15 protein-coding genes are annotated in these 17,053 nt (G+C 72.7%); 12 read left to right on the top strand and 3 right to left on the bottom strand.

Annotation, left to right across the window (positions count from 1 at the left end):
- Window positions 1–112: 112 nt before the first annotated feature.
- Window positions 113–1,153 carry a S66 peptidase family protein gene (locus E1193_RS21330; protein ID WP_132184962.1) on the top strand — a complete coding sequence of 347 codons (1,041 nt, stop codon included), beginning with the start codon at window positions 113–115 and terminating at the stop codon, window positions 1,151–1,153.
- Here E1193_RS21330 and E1193_RS33325 read toward each other — a convergent pair.
- Window positions 1,147–1,635 (bottom strand): winged helix-turn-helix domain-containing protein, encoded by a 489-nt coding sequence (locus E1193_RS33325; RefSeq protein ID WP_243707817.1) that lies wholly within the window; start codon window positions 1,633–1,635, stop codon window positions 1,147–1,149. The two genes, E1193_RS21330 and E1193_RS33325, sit on opposite strands and share 7 nt — an antisense overlap.
- A complete protein-coding gene (locus E1193_RS21320) occupies window positions 1,616–2,524 on the bottom strand; it encodes a cyclase family protein (protein ID WP_132184961.1) in 909 nt (302 codons plus the stop codon). The genes E1193_RS33325 and E1193_RS21320 overlap by 20 nt, the downstream gene beginning before the upstream one ends.
- 376 nt (window positions 2,525–2,900) lie before the next feature.
- Between E1193_RS21320 and mfd the strand changes: the two genes are divergently transcribed.
- The 4 genes from mfd (at window position 2,901) to E1193_RS21300 (ending at window position 10,216) form a co-directional block, all read left to right on the top strand.
- Window positions 2,901–6,560 (top strand): transcription-repair coupling factor, encoded by a 3,660-nt coding sequence (gene mfd, locus E1193_RS21315; protein ID WP_132184960.1) that lies wholly within the window; start codon window positions 2,901–2,903, stop codon window positions 6,558–6,560.
- 222 nt (window positions 6,561–6,782) lie between these two features.
- Window positions 6,783–7,568 carry a hypothetical protein gene (locus E1193_RS21310; RefSeq protein ID WP_132184959.1) on the top strand — a complete coding sequence of 262 codons (786 nt, stop codon included), beginning with the start codon at window positions 6,783–6,785 and terminating at the stop codon, window positions 7,566–7,568.
- On the top strand, window positions 7,565–8,557 hold the full coding sequence (locus E1193_RS21305; RefSeq protein WP_132184964.1) for a nucleoside triphosphate pyrophosphohydrolase: 993 nt from the start codon (window positions 7,565–7,567) through the stop codon (window positions 8,555–8,557). Before E1193_RS21310 ends, E1193_RS21305 begins: the two co-directional genes overlap by 4 nt.
- A 39-nt stretch (window positions 8,558–8,596) precedes the next feature.
- Entirely contained in the window at window positions 8,597–10,216 is a 1,620-nt protein-coding gene (locus E1193_RS21300) for a DUF885 domain-containing protein (RefSeq protein ID WP_132184958.1), read from the top strand.
- Between the two features lie 7 nt (window positions 10,217–10,223).
- Here E1193_RS21300 and E1193_RS21295 read toward each other — a convergent pair whose 3' ends face one another.
- Window positions 10,224–10,916, bottom strand: coding sequence for a hypothetical protein (locus E1193_RS21295; protein ID WP_132184957.1), 693 nt, complete (start codon window positions 10,914–10,916; stop codon window positions 10,224–10,226).
- Window positions 10,917–11,137: 221 nt separating this feature from the next.
- Here E1193_RS21295 and eno point away from each other — a divergent pair, with 221 nt between their 5' ends.
- From eno to E1193_RS21260, 7 genes are all read left to right on the top strand, one after another.
- Window positions 11,138–12,421, top strand: coding sequence for a phosphopyruvate hydratase (gene eno / locus E1193_RS21290; protein WP_132184956.1), 1,284 nt, complete (start codon window positions 11,138–11,140; stop codon window positions 12,419–12,421).
- Between the two features lie 31 nt (window positions 12,422–12,452).
- Complete coding sequence (locus tag E1193_RS21285; protein ID WP_132184955.1) at window positions 12,453–13,073, top strand: septum formation initiator family protein; 621 nt, start codon at window positions 12,453–12,455, stop codon at window positions 13,071–13,073.
- A gap of 34 nt (window positions 13,074–13,107) precedes the next feature.
- Window positions 13,108–13,665, top strand: a complete 558-nt coding sequence (locus tag E1193_RS21280; RefSeq protein ID WP_132184954.1) for a DUF501 domain-containing protein — start codon at window positions 13,108–13,110, stop codon at window positions 13,663–13,665.
- On the top strand, window positions 13,662–14,171 hold the full coding sequence (locus tag E1193_RS21275; protein WP_132184953.1) for an amino-acid N-acetyltransferase: 510 nt from the start codon (window positions 13,662–13,664) through the stop codon (window positions 14,169–14,171). Before E1193_RS21280 ends, E1193_RS21275 begins: the two co-directional genes overlap by 4 nt.
- 143 nt (window positions 14,172–14,314) lie before the next feature.
- Window positions 14,315–15,256 carry a Ppx/GppA phosphatase family protein gene (locus E1193_RS21270; RefSeq protein ID WP_132184963.1) on the top strand — a complete coding sequence of 314 codons (942 nt, stop codon included), beginning with the start codon at window positions 14,315–14,317 and terminating at the stop codon, window positions 15,254–15,256.
- Window positions 15,257–15,376: 120 nt separating this feature from the next.
- On the top strand, window positions 15,377–15,709 hold the full coding sequence (locus E1193_RS21265; RefSeq protein WP_132184952.1) for a PadR family transcriptional regulator: 333 nt from the start codon (window positions 15,377–15,379) through the stop codon (window positions 15,707–15,709).
- Window positions 15,706–16,788, top strand: coding sequence for a hypothetical protein (locus E1193_RS21260; RefSeq protein ID WP_132184951.1), 1,083 nt, complete (start codon window positions 15,706–15,708; stop codon window positions 16,786–16,788). Before E1193_RS21265 ends, E1193_RS21260 begins: the two co-directional genes overlap by 4 nt.
- The last annotated feature ends 265 nt before the right edge of the window (window positions 16,789–17,053 follow it).

Here is a 17,053-nt window from a genome sequence, read left to right as displayed (position 1 = left end):
GGAAGATATCCATCCCGGCCACCCTGATTGGGTCGGCGGTGGCGCGCGGGGCGCTGGACTGAGGGTGCGGGCTATCGGGCGGAGCGGGTGGCGCCGTCGGTACCGTCCGGGGATGGCGTACCCGAGCTATCCCCCCAAGCCGAAGCCGGGCGACCGGGTTGCGGTGGTCTCGCCCTCCGCCGGCCTGCCGGCGCTCTTTCCCCACGTGTACGAGCTGGGACTGCGCCGGCTGCGCGAGGAGTTCGGCCTGGAGCCCGTCGAGTTCCCGACGACCCGGTTGGCGGGGGCCGACCCGAGGGACCGGGCCCGGGACGTCAGCGCCGCCTTCGCCGATCCGACGATCACCGCCGTCCTGGCCACCGTGGGCGGGGACGACTTGATCACCGTCACCCCGTTCCTCGACGACGTGGTGATCCGGGCAAACCCGAAGCCGTACTTCGGCTACTCGGACAACACCAACATCCTCAACCACCTGTACCGCCTCGGGATCGTGGCGTACCACGGCGGGTCGGTCCTGGTGCACCTCGGCCGGCCCGGCCGGCCGCACCCGCTGACGTTCGACTCGCTGCGCGCCGCCCTGCTCGCCTCCGGCTGGTACGAGCTGACCCCCGCCACCGAGTGGGGTGACAAGCCGAACCCGTGGACCGAGCCGGAAACGTTGACGTTTGAGCCGGAGATGCTCCCGGGTGAGGGGTGGCGCTGGCAGGGTCCTCCGCGCGTGGTGCAGGGGCGGACCTGGGGCGGCTGCCTGGAGATTCTGCACTGGCTGATGGCCGCCGATCGGGTGCCGTCGGCCGGGGAGTTGGCCGGGTCGGTGCTGGTCATCGAGACCTCGAACGAGATGCCCACCGCGAAGGAGGTTTTCCGGATTATCCGGAACATGGGGGAGCGCGGGTTTCTCTCCGCCTTCCCGGCGATCGTGGTTGCCCGCCCCAAGGCGTGGGACTTCGGCAACCCGAACACGCTGGAGCAGCGGATCGCCTGGGGTGAGGCACAGCGGGAGGCGGTGCTGAACGCGCTCGCGCCGTACGCCGACGACCCGGTGGTGGTCTTCGACGTCGACTTCGGGCACACCGACCCGCAGCTCATCCTCCCGTACGGTGGGGAGATCCGGGTGGACGCGGGCGAGCGGCGGATTCGCGTCCGCTACTGAGCGCCGGGCTCGCGAACGAATACACCCGCTCCAGGTGCGCCGTCAACGAGCCCACGCGCCTTCAGCCAGTCAATGGCGGATCGCACCACCTGGCGAGAGACGTCGAACTCAAGGCAGAGTCCCGTGCCGGACGGCAGCTTGGCGCCCGGTGGAGACTCGCCCGACTCGATGCGCTGGGTCAACGAGTCGATAGGGCGTGGCTTCTCGGTGTAGGCACCAATCGACCTGGCCCAGTCCCGCGCCCTCGCGTACCTGTCCCGGCGGTTGGTGCGAGGGCTGGGCCCGACTCCACTCCGGGTGGCCTGAACCGCGCTTTGCCTGACCGGTCGACCTCGCCGCTCCGATTGCGCCAGGTGGTGGTGTCCCGATAACGGGACACGCCGATCTGGCGCAACCAGAGTGGATCTTGTGCCGCGACGAGGTTGACGGGCGATGGTCGGCGGGCGACGGGGCGGGGGCGACTCAGCGGAGCGCGAAGGCACGGACGGGGAAGGTGCCCATCCCGGCAACCCTCGGCGGGGCGGCGGTGAACCGGAATCCCTCCGGCGGCAGCGCGTCCAGGCCGGTCAGGTGCTCGACGACGGGGATTCCAGCGGCCAGCAGCGTGCTGTGCGCGGGACGTTCGCCCCGGGCGGCCGGGCTCATGTCGTCGATGTTGATCGAGTCGATGCCGACCAGGGTCGCGCCCGCCTCGACCAGCGCCGCTGCCCCGTCGGCGGTCAGGTGGGGCGCGTCGGGTGCGGCGTACCGGTCGGTGCCGAAGTGCGCGGACCAGCCGGTGTGCAGCAGCACCGCCCGCCCGGCCACGTCGTACGGAGCCAGCAGTAGCCGGTCCACCGCCCGCGTCCCGGCGGGCACCCGGACCAGGATCCCGGGCAGATCGGCGAGGCGGTCCAGCGGTACGCCGGTGAGGTCCGCCCCGTCGGCGTACCGGTGCGCCGGAGCGTCCAGGTAGGTGCCGGTGTTGGCGATCATGTCGATCCGGCCCACCTGGAACTCGGTGCCCGGGGCGTAGTTCGCCCGGGATGCCTCCCGGGTCAGCCACTCGGTGATCCGGGGCACCGGCCAGCCGGGCAGGGTGACCATGCCGTCGGTGATGACGTGGCTCAGCTCAACCAGGCGTCGGGCGTCACCGGTGCCTGGTGCGGCAACGCCCCGGCCGCCCTTGTGCGGCTCCTCGATGATCGTCTTGTTGCTGATCCGCACCTCGTCCACCATCAGCAGCCCGAGGTGCCGGACGAGGAGTGCCGCCAGGTCGTCGTCATCGATCTCCGGACCGGCGATGTCCAGCCGGAAACCGTCGGCCCGCAGGCCGCCGCCGTTGGCGAAGGTGATGTCCGCGTCGAACTGTGCGCGATGCTGCCCCGTCATGGCCCCAGCCGACCATCCGCCGCCCGCCTCGTCAAGATCCCCCGCTCCCGTTGTGGCCCGACACGCCCGGAGGCCCGCCGGCCACCGCGCGACCTGCGGGAAGACCACCGCGCCACCGGCGGGAAGACCACCGCGCCACCGGCGGGAAGACCACCGCGCCACCGGCGGGAAGACCACCGCGCCACCGGCGGGAAACGGCGGTGTCCGGGGGGCCCGATAGCGCTACCTGCCGCAGCTGGCGTGGATCTTGCGGAATGTTCCTCGACGGCGCGGCGGCCGATCGGCTCCCGTGGAGATAGTGTCGAGGCGTGCACCCCCCGTCCCGACCGGGCGAGGGGTGATCGTCGTGTGCCATCCCCGCGGGAAGTGATCACTGATGCTCACCGGACTGTTCGCCGCCGCCCTGGCCGACCCCGGGCTGGCCCGGGCGCGCGACCTGGCGCGCTCCGGTGCCGCCCAGGTGGACGGCCTGGACCTCACCGCCCCGGCCGCGCTGCGCCCGTTCGCCGTCGCCGCCGTCGCGGCCGACGAGCCGGCCGGTGGGGCCGGGCGTCCCGTGCTCGCGGTGACCGCCACCACCCGCGAGGCCGACGACCTGGCCGCCGCGCTGGGCAGCCTGCTGCCGGCGGAGCAGGTGGCGGTCTTCCCGTCCTGGGAGACGCTGCCGCACGAGCGGCTCTCGCCGCGCTCCGACACGGTCGGCCGGCGGCTGGCCGTGCTGCGCCGGCTGGCGCACCCGGAGTCGGTGGACGCGCACGGCCGGGCCGGCGCCCTGCGGGTGGTCGTGGCCCCCGTCCGGTCGCTGCTCCAGCCGCAGCTCAAGGGGCTCGGCGATCTGGAGCCGGTGCAGCTCGCCGCCGGTGACGAGGCGGACCTGGAGGAGGTGGCCCGCCGGCTCACCGACATGGCGTACGCCCGGGTCGACCTGGTCACCAAACGGGGCGAGTTCGCCGTCCGTGGCGGCATCCTGGACGTCTTCCCGCCCACCGATGAGCACCCGTCCCGGATCGAGTTCTGGGGCGACGAGGTGGAGGAGATCCGCACCTTCGCCGTCGCCGACCAGCGCACCATCTCCGGCGTTCCGCAGCTGTGGGCCCCGCCCTGCCGGGAGTTGCTGCTCACGCCGGCGGTGCGGAAGCGGGCCGCCGCGCTCGCCGAGGAGCACCCGGAGCTGGCCGAGATTCTCGACAAGCTGGCCGAGGGCATGCCGGTCGAGGGTATGGAGTCCCTCGCCCCGGCGCTGATCGGCGCCGACTCGATGGAGCTGCTGCTGGACTGCATGCCGGCCGGCACCCACGTGCTGCTCTGCGACCCGGAGCGGATCCGCACCCGGGCGCACGACCTGGTCCGGACCTCCGACGAGTTTCTCCAGGCCAGCTGGCAGGCCGCCGCGACCGGCGGGCAGGCCCCGGTGGATGTCGGCGCCGCCGCGTTCCGGACCCTCGCCGACGTCCGCGCGCACGCCCGTACCCTGCGCCAGTCGTGGTGGACGCTCGCGCCGTTCGGCCTGGTCGAGGCCGACGCCAACGCCCCGGCCCGGCAGCCGTGGGAGGACGCGCCCAGCGAGGTCGACGTCGCCCCGGACGACGCCATCGCGGTGACCCTGGCCGCCCAGCCCGCCCCGCTCTACCACGGCGAGACCGCCCGGGTGGTCGACGACCTCAAGCGCTGGGCCGGCGAGGGCTGGTCGATCGCGCTGGTCTTCGAGGGCCACGGCCCTGCCCAGCGGGCCGTCGAGGTGCTCCACGACGCGGGTCTCGGCGCCCGTCTGGTCGACCAGGTGCCGGCCGCGCCGGCCCCCGGCGAGCTGCTGATCTCCTGCGGCCGGCTGACCGCCGGCTTCGTCGACGAGGCGTCCCGGTTCGTGCTGCTCACCGGCTACGACGTCACGGGTGGCCGGGGCGCCTCCACCCGGGACATGCGCCGCATGCCGAGCCGGCGGCGCAACACCATCGACCCGCTGGAGCTCAAGACCGGCGACCACGTCGTGCACGAGCAGCACGGCATCGGCCGGTACGTCGAGCTGGTGCAGCGCACGGTCAACGGCGCCAGCCGCGAGTACCTCGTCATCGAGTACGCCCCGAGCAAGCGCGGCCAGCCCGGCGACCGGCTGTTCGTCCCCACCGACCAGCTCGACCAGCTCTCCCGGTACGTCGGCGGCGAGCAGCCCACCCTGCACAAGATGGGTGGATCGGACTGGCAGAAGTCCAAGGCCCGGGCCCGCAAGGCGGTCCGCGAGATCGCCGCCCAGCTGATCCAGCTCTACGCCGCCCGGAAGGCGTCCCGGGGGCACGCGTTCGGCCCGGACACCCCGTGGCAGCGGGAGCTGGAGGACGCCTTCCCGTGGCAGGAGACGCCGGACCAGCTCGCCGCGATCGAAGAGGTCAAGCGGGACATGGAGCAGACCGTCCCGATGGACCGGCTGATCTGCGGCGACGTCGGGTACGGCAAGACCGAGATCGCGGTCCGGGCGGCGTTCAAGGCGGTCCAGGACGGCAAGCAGGTGGCGGTGCTGGTGCCCACCACCCTGCTGGTGCAGCAGCACTACAACACGTTCGCCGAGCGGATGGGCCAGTTCCCGGTGGCCATCCGGCAGCTCTCCCGGTTCCAGACGCCGAAGGAGAGCGAGCGGACGCTGGAGATGGTCGCCGACGGCACCGTCGACATCGTCATCGGCACCCACCGGCTGCTCCAGGCGGCCACCCGGTTCAAGTCTCTCGGGTTGGTGATCGTCGACGAGGAGCAGCGTTTCGGCGTCGAGCACAAGGAGCACCTCAAGAGCATGCGGGCCTCGGTCGACGTGCTGAGCATGTCGGCCACCCCGATCCCCCGGACGCTGGAGATGGCGATCACCGGCATCCGGGAGATGTCCACCATCGCGACCCCGCCGGAGGAGCGGCACCCGGTGCTCACCTTCGTCGGGGCGCACGACGACCGGCAGGTGGCCGCCTCCATCCACCGCGAGCTGCTCCGCGACGGGCAGGTCTTCTACCTGCACAACCGGGTCGAGTCGATCGAGCGGGCGGCCCGCCGGATCCGCGAGCTGGTGCCCGAGGCGCGGGTGGCGGTGGCGCACGGTCAGATGGGCGAGGAGGCCCTGGAGAAGGTGATGATCGGCTTCTGGGAGAAGGAGTTCGACGTCCTGGTCTGCACCACGATCGTCGAGTCGGGCATCGACATCCCGAACGCCAACACCCTGATCGTGGAGCGGGCCGACCTTTTGGGCCTGGCCCAGCTGCACCAGATCCGGGGTCGGGTCGGCCGGGGCCGGGAACGGGCGTACGCGTACTTCCTCTACCCGCCGGACAAGCCGCTCACCGAGCACGCGCACGAGCGGCTGGCCACCATCGCCCAGCACACCGAGCTGGGCGCCGGCATGTACGTGGCGATGAAGGACCTGGAGATCCGGGGCGCCGGCAACCTGCTCGGCGGCGAGCAGTCAGGTCACATCGAAGGCGTCGGCTTCGACCTGTACGTCCGGATGGTCGGCGAGGCGGTGTCGGCGTTCAAGGGCGAGCGCACCGAGGAGGAGGCCGACGTCAAGATCGACCTTCCGATCGACGCGCACCTGCCGCACGACTACGTCGGCGTGGAGCGGCTGCGCCTGGAGATGTACCGCAAGCTCGCCGAGGCGCGCGACCCCGAGCGGCTGCGCGAGGTGGTCGCCGAGATGACTGACCGCTACGGCGAGCCGCCCGCCCCGGTGCAGAACCTGGTGGCGGTGGCCCGGTTCCGGTTGCTGGCGCGCCGGTACGGCCTCACCGACGTGTCGATGCAGGGCAAGCTCATCCGGTTCAGCCCGCTGCCGCTGCCCGACTCGAAGCAGCTGCGCCTCAAGCGCTACCACCCGGACTCGGTCTACAAATCCGCGCTCGACCAGGTCAGCGTGCCCCGGCCGAGCACCCGTCGGGTGGGTGGCGAGCCGCTGCGCGACCAGGCCCTGCTCGAGTGGTGCGCCCAACTCCTCTCCGACGTGCTGGGCGAGCCCGCGGAGCGGGCCGGTTCTGCCCGCCCCGCGGTGGCGAGCGGAGGGTGACATGGTGAGCCCGCGGAGCGGGCCGGTTCTGCCCGCCCCGCAGTGGCGAGCGGAGGGTGACATGGTGAGCCCGAGGAGCGGGCCGGTTCTGCCCGCCCCGCGGTGGCGAGCGGAGGGTGACACGGCGAGCCCGAGGAGCGGGCCGGAGTGGAGGCATGACCCGGCGGGCGAGGAGGGTGGGGGCCGTCACCGCAGCGGAGAGGGCATGAGAGAGTGACGGTCATGCGTGCTCGCCGTCTCATCGCCGCCGCCAGCGTCGCGGCTCTCGGTGTCCTCTCCCTGACCGCCTGCGGCAGGATGTCGCCGGACGTGGCGGCGTACGTCGGGGACCGCACCTACTCGGTCGCCCGGGTGGACGAGGTCTACGACGACGCCCAGTCGCGCTTCGCTGACGCGGTGCGGCAGCAGGCCGCCGAGGCCGGCGCCGTCCCCACGGCGGATCAGCTCCGCTCGGCGGTGACCCGGCAGGACGTGGTGAACCTGCTGGTCAGCATTGATCTCGGCAAGCGGATCGTGGCCGAGCGGGGCCTGTCGGTGACCGACCAGTTCACCCCGGAGCAGCTCGCCCCGGAGCTGCGGATGCCGCCGCAGGCCGAGTACGCGCAGCTGTGGGGCGAGTGGGTGGACATCTCCATGGCGCTCAACCAGAAGCTGCCGCCGGCCGAGCTGAGCGACGAGTCGGTGATGGCGGTCTACCACGCCATCGCGAAGGCTGGCGGGGTTCAGCCCGGGCTGACCGTGGCCCAGGTGCGGCAGCTCTTCGGCGACGGTGGCTTCGTGCGTTCGGCGGCGGCCCTCAGCGCGGCGATGGAGGAGCAGGCCGACAAGGTCGACCTCTCGGTGAACCCGCGCTTCACGCCCCTCGGGGTGCCGTCCTTTGTGAACAGGGGCCAGGAGCTGATCTTCTACGCCCTGCCGTACGTCGAGGCCAGCAGCCCGGTCACCGAGGTCTCGACCCCCGAGCCGGCCGTCACCCCGGCCGAGCAGAACGGGGCGGTGGCGCCCTGAGCACCTGCGCCCGGATCGTCCTGCTGGTCACCTCGCCCCGGTTGCCCGCCGGCCTGCTGACCGCCGCCGCCTGGGACGTCGTACGCTCCGCGCCGGTGCTGACCGGCGTGGAGAGCCAGCTGACGGCGGCGGTGCGGGCGGCGGGCGTCGAGGTCACCGTGGTCGACGCCGACGCAACCCAGGCGCTGCTCAACGCGGTCGCCGAGCACGGCTCGGCGGTCTGGCTGGCCGGGCCGACCGGCGACGAGTCGCTGGCCCGGGAGCTGGGGCTGCGGCTGGCCCGGGAGCCCGGGCTGGCCGAGCTGGAGCTGATGTACGGCTCGTGGGATCCGCCCGGCGCCCGGCTGCTGGACGCGGTCGAGGTGATGGACCGGCTCGCCTCCCCGGGCGGCGACCCGTGGAAGCGGGCGCAGACGCACCGCAGCCTCGCCGGTTTTCTGTTGGAGGAGTGCTACGAGGCGTACGACGCGATCAGCGCCGACGACACCGACGCGCTCCGCGAGGAGTTGGGCGACGTGTTGCTCCAGGTGCTGCTGCACGCGCGGCTGGCGGAGAACCTGCCCGAGGCCCAGCGGTGGAACGTCGACGACGTGGCCGGTGTCCTGGTGGACAAGATGGTCCGCCGCAATCCGCACGTCTTCGCCGGTGGCGAGGCGAGCACCCTGGCGGAGATCGAGGCGAGCTGGGAGGAGATCAAGCGGGCCGAGAAGGGCCGCGCGTCGGTGCTCGACGGCATCGCGTTGAGCCAGCCCGCGCTCGCCCTGGCCGCCAAGATCCTGGACCGGGCCGGCCGGGTCGGCCTGGCCGTCCCGCCCCCGCTGGCCGACTCGCAGGTCGACCCCGAGGCGAGACTGGGCGCGAGCCTGCTGGCCACTGTCGCCGCCGCCCGGGAGGCTGGCATCGACCCGGAGGCGGCGCTGCGCCGCACCACACTCGCGTACGCCGACGCGGTCCGGGCCGCCGAAGGGCCCGCCCGCAACCCTGGTTGATCATCGTCCGGCGGCTCCCGCGATCGGTAGGGTTTCGGAATGGAATCCTTCGTGCCGCTCGCCGAGCGGATCGTGGAAGCCCTGCTGGAGAGCCGCCCCGGCCTTGCCACGTCGGTCGGTGACCATCGGTACGCCGACCGGCTGCCCGACCTCTCCACCGACGCGGTCGCGGCGGACCAGGCGATGCTGAAGGAGGCCGCCGACGCGCTCGCCGAGTTGGACGCGGACGCCCTCGACGTCGACGAGCAGGTCGACCACGCGCTGCTCAGCTCGTTCGTGGACCGGGCGTTGTTCGAGAACGCCGAGATCCGCAGCCACGAGTGGGATCCGCTGCGGCACAACCCGGGCCCGCTGCTGCACGCCCTGTTGGCCCGCCCGTACGCACCGGTGGAGGAGCGGCTGACCCACCTGGCGGGGAGGCTGACGGCCGTACCCGACGCCCTGGCGACCGCGCGGGCGACGCTGCGCGACATGCCGCGGATCCACGCCGAGACGGCGGTCGGGCAGTTCACCGGCACGGCGGCGCTGATTCGCGACGAGGTGCCGGCGCTGCTGGCCCAGGCGCCCGCGGGGTACGACCGGTTGGGGCCGGCGGCCACCGCGGCCATCGCGGCGGTGGAGGAGTTCGTGGCCTGGCTACGGGGCGGCCTGGCGGCAGACGCCGGCCCGGGCCGCGATCCCCGGCTGGGGCGGCGGCGCTGGGAGGCGCGGCTGTGGCACACCCTCGACACGGAGCTGGGCGCGGCGGAGATCCAGCGGCGGGCGTGGGCCAACCTGGACCGGGTCACCGAGGAGATCCGGGCGGCGGCGGTCGAGCTGGTCGGCGGGCCGGCCGACGACGAGACGGTACGTCGGGCGCTGGACCTGCTCGCCGCCGAGCACCCGGACGACCACACGATCGTGGACCTCGCCTCGGTCACCCTGGACGAGGCGACCGACTTCGTCCGCGCCCACGACCTGGTGACGTTGGTCGACGATCCGTGCGTGATTCAGGAGATGCCGGAGTTCGCCCGGGGGGTGGCGGTCGCCTACTGCGACTCGCCCGGCCCGTTGGAGACGGCGGACCTGCCCACCTTCTACTGCATCGCGCCCACCCCGGCGGGGTGGCCCGCAAACCGGGTCGAGTCGTTCTACCGCGAGTACAACGACCACATGATCCGCAACCTGACGGTGCACGAGGCGATGCCGGGGCATTTCCTCCAACTCGCCCACGCCCGCCGGTACGCCGGCCCGACCCGGGTCCGCCCGCTGACCGAGTCCGGGGTGTTCATCGAGGGCTGGGCGGTGCACGCCGAGGAGCTGATGGCCGGCCTCGGCTTCGGTGGGCTGCCGGTGCGGTTGCAGCAGCTCAAGATGCAGCTACGGATGACCATCAACGCGCTGCTCGACCAGCTCGTGCACTGTGCGGAGCTGCCCGAGGCCGACGCGATGGCGCTGATGACCGGGCGGGGTTTCCAGGAGGAGGGCGAGGCGGCCGGCAAGTGGCGGCGGGCGCTGCTCACCTCCACCCAGCTCTCCACGTACTTCGTGGGGTGGAGCGAGATGGCGGACATCGCCCGTGCCCGGCCGGCCGGCGTGTCGGTGCGCGAGTGGCACGACGCGATGCTGGCACACGACTGCCCGCCGCCGCGTCACCTGCGTACCCTGCTCGGGATCTGATCCCGGGTCAGGAGGGGGGCGGGCGGCGGTCCACCACGCCGGCACCCGCGGGCAGCTCGAACGCGGTGGCGTCCACCGCCGTGGAGAAGCGGCTCAGCGTCACCTCGGCGGACCGGCCGTCGAGGGTGCCGGTGAAGCTGCCCAGCACGCCGTCGCTGGTCACGCAGGTGTGGAAGGTGCCGGTGGAGCGCCGGACATCCACGCAGGTGGCATGATGCCCGGCCACCGTCGTGTCGCTCTGCGTGATCACCGCGTCGGGGTCGAGGGCGGCGTCGGTGAGCAGGCCCATCACCGCCGGTGGGGTGACCAGGCCACGCTTCTTCGCCTCGGCGTAGAGCAGCACCGACGGCTTGCCGGCGGTGACCGCCGGGGGCAGCACGGTGCAGGCGGTACGCCCACCGGCGGTCTCGCACTGGGTGACCGCCTCCGGGGTGACGGTGATCTTGCCGGCCGGCCAGGTGTACGTCGAGCGGAGCGGTTCCTGCGTCTGGGCGATGGAGGCGGTCCGGCCCCCGCCGAGCTGGTAGTCGGCGGCCCAGGTCTCGCTCAGCGCCCCGTCCAGCCGCGCGGCCAGGTCGTTGACCAGATCGGACCGGCCGAGGACCCGGCCGGTGTCGGCCAGGCCCTGGCAACCGGTGACCGAGAGCGACGCGATGACCGACACGGTGAGCACGCGAAGCGTGGGCGAGACGGCGGGCATGACGACCAGCCTGGTCGATCGGGTCCACCGGACGCAAACCCGTTGCCGGTTGAGGCCGGAGAATCCGGGAATGTCCGGGCGGTCGCGCGGTCCACGAGGCGGGCCGGGACCCGGGCGACGCCATGGACTGGGTCGCCGCCCGATACGCTGCGTTCAACACCTGCCCCAGCCGCACCGTCGCGGCCCTACCGGACTCGCACACACGAACGAGGAGCGACTCAGTGGCAACCATCGAGGGAATCGTGGCCCGGGAGATTCTCGACTCGCGGGGCAACCCGACGGTCGAGGTCGAGGTGGGCCTCGACGACGGCACGATCGCCCGCGCGGCGGTGCCGTCCGGCGCCTCCACCGGCGCCTTCGAGGCGATCGAGCTGCGCGACGGTGACTCCGACCGCTACCAGGGCAAGGGCGTCGAGAAGGCGGTCGCCAACATCGAGGACAAGATCGTCGACCAGCTCATCGGGTACGAGGCAAGCGAGCAGCGGCTGATCGACCAGAAGATGCTCGACCTCGACGGCACGGACAACAAGGCCGAGCTGGGGGCCAACGCCATCCTCGGTGTCTCGCTGGCCGTGGCGAAGGCCGCCGCCGGCAGCGCCGAGCTGAGCCTGTTCCGCTACCTGGGCGGCCCGAACGCGCACCTGCTGCCGGTGCCGATGATGAACATCCTCAACGGTGGGGCGCACGCCGACTCGAACGTCGACATCCAGGAGTTCATGATCGCGCCGATCGGCGCGCCCAGCTTCCGCGAGGCGCTGCGCTCCGGCACCGAGGTCTACCACGCGCTCAAGTCGGTGCTGAAGAAGAAGGACCTGTCGACCGGCCTGGGTGACGAGGGCGGCTTCGCTCCGAACCTGCCGACCAACGCCGCCGCGCTGGACCTGATCGCCGAGGCGGTCGAGAAGGCCGGCTACCGGCTGGGCACCGACATCGTCTTCGCCCTCGACGTGGCCGCCACCGAGTTCTTCGACAACGGCAACTACACCTTCGAGGGCAGCGCGAAGAGTGCCGAGGAGATGAGCAACTACTACACCAAGCTCTCCGGCGACTACCCGATCGTCTCCATCGAGGACCCGCTGTCCGAGGACGACTGGAGCGGCTGGGCCACCCTGACTGCCGCCGTGGGTGACCGGATCCAGATCGTCGGAGACGACCTGTTCGTCACCAACCCGCAGCGTATCGCCCGGGGAATCGCCGAGAAGGCCGCCAACGCGGTGCTGGTGAAGGTCAACCAGATCGGCTCGCTGACCGAGACCCTCGACGCGGTGGACCTGGCCCACCGGGCGGGCTTCACCTGCATGATGAGCCACCGCTCCGGCGAGACCGAGGACACCACCATCGCCGACCTGGCCGTGGCTACCGGCTGCGGGCAGATCAAGACCGGTGCCCCGGCCCGCTCGGACCGGGTCGCGAAGTACAACCAGCTTCTGCGCATCGAGGAGGAGCTGGCCGACGCGGCGCGGTACGCCGGCGCGGGCGCGTTCCCGCGCTACCGTTCCGCCTGAGAACGCGAAGCCTCGGGGGAGGGGTGTGACGATGCAGCAGCGCCGCACACCGGGTGGCCCGCGTCCCGCCCGCCGACCGACCGGTCGGCCGGGCGGGGCCCGCGCCCGGGCGTCGGTCCGTGACGGTGGGGTCCGCGCCGAGCCGCGGAGCGGCGCCGGGCGGGCGCGGGTCGCCGACGGCGTACGCTCCGCGAGCCGCCCCGCCGCCGCCCGGCGGACGGCGGCCGGCGGCACGATCAAGCGGCTGACCGCACCTCACCCCCGACGCATCACCGGCCGGGCCACCGTGCTCTTCGCGGTACTGATCGCGCTAGCCCTGGCGTACACCTATCCGGTCCGGGTCTACCTCGACCAACAGGTGAACATCGAGCGGATGGAAGCCGCCCAGGCCGCCCAGCGGCAGGATATCGCCCGGCTGTCGGCCGAGGCCGCGAAGTGGCAGGACAAGGAATACATCAAGATCAAGGCGCGGGAGCGGTTCTACATGGTCCCGCCGGGCGAGACCCCGGTGATCGTGCTGCACGACCCGGAGGGCGCCGCCCGGGAGGCCGCGGCCGGGCGGCCGAAGGCCCCGTCGAAGACCCCCGATCCCTGGTACGACACGCTGTGGTCGAGCGTGCGCGCGGCGAACGACGACCGCCCCGACCAGTGAGCAGCACCCCGGCACCGAACGAGAGATGGGCACCGTGACTGTCGTACCACCGCAGGAGCCGGCGGCGGACTCCGTCCCTCCGCCGAGGCGCGAACCGGCCACGGAGGCCGACCTGGCCGCGGTGGCCGCGCAGCTCGGACGCCCGCCCCGGGGCACCCGGGCGGTGGCCCATCGCTGCCCGTGCGGCCTGCCCGACGTGGTGGAGACGACCCCCCGGCTGGCCGACGGCACCCCCTTTCCGACGCTGTTCTACCTGACCTGCCCCCGCGCGACGGCGGCGTGCAGCCGGCTGGAGTCGGCAGGGCTGATGAAGGAGATGGCCGACCGCCTCGCCACCGACCCGGAGTTGGCCGCCCGGTACCATGCGGCGCACGAGGACTACCTCACCCGCCGACAGGCGATCGGCGAGGTGCCGGAGATCGCCGGCACCTCTGCCGGCGGGATGCCGGGGCGGGTGAAGTGCCTGCACGTGCACCTGGGGCACGCGCTGGCCGCCGGGCCCGGCGTCAACCCGTTCGGTGACGAGACCCTCGCGCTGGTGGAGAGGTGGTGGGCGGCCGGTCCCTGCGTGGACCTGCCGGCTGCCGAGTGAGCGCGGACGACGTTGTCGTCCGCCGTGCCCGCACCGGGGACGTACGCGGGATCCGGCGGCTCGTGGACACCTACACCGACGACCGGCGGCTGCTCAGCAAGGCCACCGTCACCCTTTTCGAGGACGTGCAGGAGTTCCGGGTCGCGGTGACCGGCGACGGCACCGTGGTCGGCTGCGGGGCGCTGCACGTGATGTGGGAGGACCTGGCCGAGATCCGCACGGTCGCGGTCGACCCGGCCTGCCGCGGGCAGCGGATCGGCCACCGCATCGTCGCCGAGCTGATCGAGGCCGCACGGGAGCTGGGGGTGGCCCGGATCTTCGTGCTCACCTTCGAGACCCGGTTCTTCGCCTCGTTCGGCTTCACCGAGATCGACGGCGCGCCAGTGCCGCAGCCGGTCTACGAGCAACTGCTCCGCTCGTACGACGAGGGTGTCGCCGAGTTCCTGGACCTGGAACGGGTCAAGCCGAACACCCTGGGCAACACCCGGATGCTGTTGCGGCTGTAGCGGCGGGCGAGCATTTGTCACGTTTGAGTGAACGCTCCGTGTCGACCAGCCATCCCGCGCGGGTCCGGCGGTGGCGGTGGCCATCGCGGTGCCGGCCGCCCGCCCGGCCCGGCTGCCGTAGGGTTGCTGCCGTGACGACGCGTGTGGCCGCCATCGACTGCGGGACCAACTCGATTCGCCTGCTGGTCGCCGACCTTCCGGACCCGTCGGCCGGGCCGCAGGCCCCGCTGGTCGACCTGACCCGCCGGATGGAGATCGTCCGGCTCGGTCAGGGCGTCGACAGGACCGGCCGGCTCGCACCCGAGGCGATCGAGCGGACCCGGGTGGCGCTCGCCGACTACGCCGTCGAGATCGAGCGGTTCGGCGCGGAGCGGGTGCGGATGTGCGCCACCTCGGCGTCGCGCGACGCGGAGAACGCCGGCGACTTCCGGGCCATGGTGGAGCAGACGCTGGGCGTCGCTCCCGAGGTGGTCACCGGCGACGAGGAGGCCCGGCTCTCCTTCACCGGCGCGGTGCGTGGTCTGCCGGCCGACGCCGAGCCGCCGTACCTGGTGGTCGACATCGGGGGTGGTTCGACCGAGTTCGTCGTCGGCACCCGCGCCGGCGGCGTGCAGGCGGCGATCTCGATGGACATCGGTTGCGTCCGGATGACCGAGCGGCACCTGCACGGCGACCCGCCAGGGCTGGACGAGATCGCCGCCGCGCAGGCCGACATCGCTGTCGCGGTGGACCGCGCGCTGGTGGCGGTCCCCGGCCGGGAGGTCGCCACGCTGGTCGGCCTCGCCGGCTCGGTCACCACCGTCGTCGCGATCGCCCAGGGCCTGACGGAGTACGACCCGGAGCGCATCCACCACGCCCGGGTGTCGTACGACCGGGTCGCCGACGTGACAGCCGACCTGCTGGCGAAGACCCGTGAGCAGCGGCTGGACATCCCGGTGATGCACCCGGGCCGGGCCGACGTGATCGGGGCGGGTGCGCTGGTGCTGCGCGTGATCATGGAGCGGGCCGGGTTGCCCTCGGTGGTCGCCTCCGAGCACGACATCCTCGACGGCATTGCCTGGAGCCTCCAGGTGGCCTCGAACTAGCCGGTCACCCGCGGCCGAGGCTCTCAGGTTCGCGACCACGACCTCCTCTCGTCGGCGGTCGTACCTGCGCGACTACCGCGTTCTTGACGGTATTTCGCAATGCACAGTAGTGTGTGAAGTGTGGACACCACACAACTGCTCAAGGGTGTGCTCGATCTGGCCGTGCTCGCCGTCCTGCGGGACGAGGACGGTTACGGCTACGACATCCTGCGCCGGCTCCGGGTCGCCGGACTGGAGGAGGTCGGCGACGCCTCGGTCTACGGCACACTACGTCGACTCTTCGGCGCCGGCCTGCTCACCACCTACGTGGTGCCGAGCGAGTCCGGGCCGCACCGCAAGTACTACTCACTCAACGCCGCCGGGCGGGACCAACTCGCCCGCTCCGGCAAGACCTGGCGCTCGTTCGCCACCACGATGGACAGACTGCTCGACGATCGGGGGATGGCGGCATGACCGTCACGGGGCAGGAGATCACGGACTACGTCGGACGGGTGCGGGTCGCGCTGGCCGACCTGTCACCGGCGCTCCTCGACGAGTTGACCGAGGACCTGCCGGAGCACCTCGCGGAGGTCGCCGCCGAGGGGGACGGCTCGCTGGTGCAGCGCCTCGGCGAGCCGGAGGTGTACGCGGCCGAGTTGCGGGCCGCCGCCGGCGCGGGCGAGCCGAGGGGCGGCAGCCGGAGTCTGGAGTCGCGGATCGCCGCCGTCGTGCGCCAGGCCCGTGGCCGGCTGGCCCGCGTCGACGCTCGGCTGGGGCCCCTGCTCGGGTACGCCTCGGCGGGTGAGTTCCTGCGGCTGCTCCGTCCGGCGTGGTGGGTGCTGCGCGGCTACCTGGCCGCCCTGCTGCTCGGCGTGCTGAGCAGCAACGGGGACGTCGGCGTGCTGCCCCGGCTCGGCCACAGCGTCGTCGCCGGAGTCGTCCTGTTGGTCGGGTCCGTGCTCGCCTCGATCTGGCTCGGCCGCAACACCGGCACGCTGAACCGCTGGCCCCGCCGGCTGATGCACGCAGCCGCCGTCGTCCTGGTGGTCTTCGGTCTGGTCGTGCTCGTGCGGGCGGACGAGCGGACCAACTGGGACAGCCCGTACGGCTACGACACCGTCTCCGTGGGGAACCCCTACGAGCAGGTGCAGGACGTCTACGTCTACGACAGCGAGGGCCGGTTGGTCGAGAACGCGCGGCTGTTCGACCAGAACGGCACCCCGATCCGGCTCGGCTGGCCAGCCTGCGACGATCCGACCCTGCCCGAGGTCAATCCGGTTCAGCGTGGTTACCCGTACTGCCCGGAGCAGGCGCCCTTCCGGCCCCGTCCACCGGTCGCCGTTCCCGCCGTGCCCGGGGTCGCGCCGACGAGCGCCCCGGCCCCGACGGTGACGCCGGCCGATGACCCGTCGACCGGTGCGGTTCCCACGGCCGCAGCGTCGACCGGCGCGACGCCGACGAACGCGGCGTCCGATGCCCCGACGCCAGAGCGGCCCAACCCGGGCGATGTGACTCCGGCCGTCCCGTCGTCGGCCCCGGAGCCAACCGGGTGAGCATCGACCCCTGGAAATGGCTGAACGGCTGAGTCCGGCGGGGCAGCAGGGTTCGATCTTGGTGGCTACGGTGTCGTCTGCTCACTGCCCCGTCACGGGAAGGAACGCCATTGACCGAGCAGGTCGAACCGTCCGCCACCCCACAGCCCGGCTCCACCGAGCCACCGGCGGCGCAGCCCGGTCCGCCCGACGGGCGGACCGGGCCGGTTCCGGCGCCCATCGAACAAGCACCGGACGATCCGCGGCCGCCGGTCACGGCCGGGTC

It is taken from the genome of Micromonospora sp. KC606 (genome assembly GCF_004348675.1).
GTDB lineage: Bacteria > Actinomycetota > Actinomycetes > Mycobacteriales > Micromonosporaceae > Micromonospora.
Note: the sequence above shows the minus strand (reverse complement) of the source record. Positions and strands in the feature narration are given on the sequence as shown.

Coding starts and splice junctions, on each gene's coding strand:
- E1193_RS21330 (WP_132184962.1), top strand. CDS start 113: ATGGCGTACCCGAGCTATCCCCCCAAGCCGAAGCCGGGCGACCGGGTT.
- E1193_RS21320 (WP_132184961.1), bottom strand. CDS start 2,524: ATGACGGGGCAGCATCGCGCACAGTTCGACGCGGACATCACCTTCGCC.
- mfd (WP_132184960.1), top strand. CDS start 2,901: ATGCTCACCGGACTGTTCGCCGCCGCCCTGGCCGACCCCGGGCTGGCC.
- E1193_RS21310 (WP_132184959.1), top strand. CDS start 6,783: ATGCGTGCTCGCCGTCTCATCGCCGCCGCCAGCGTCGCGGCTCTCGGT.
- E1193_RS21260 (WP_132184951.1), top strand. CDS start 15,706: ATGACCGTCACGGGGCAGGAGATCACGGACTACGTCGGACGGGTGCGG.
- E1193_RS21300 (WP_132184958.1), top strand. CDS start 8,597: ATGGAATCCTTCGTGCCGCTCGCCGAGCGGATCGTGGAAGCCCTGCTG.
- E1193_RS21295 (WP_132184957.1), bottom strand. CDS start 10,916: ATGCCCGCCGTCTCGCCCACGCTTCGCGTGCTCACCGTGTCGGTCATC.
- E1193_RS21285 (WP_132184955.1), top strand. CDS start 12,453: ATGCAGCAGCGCCGCACACCGGGTGGCCCGCGTCCCGCCCGCCGACCG.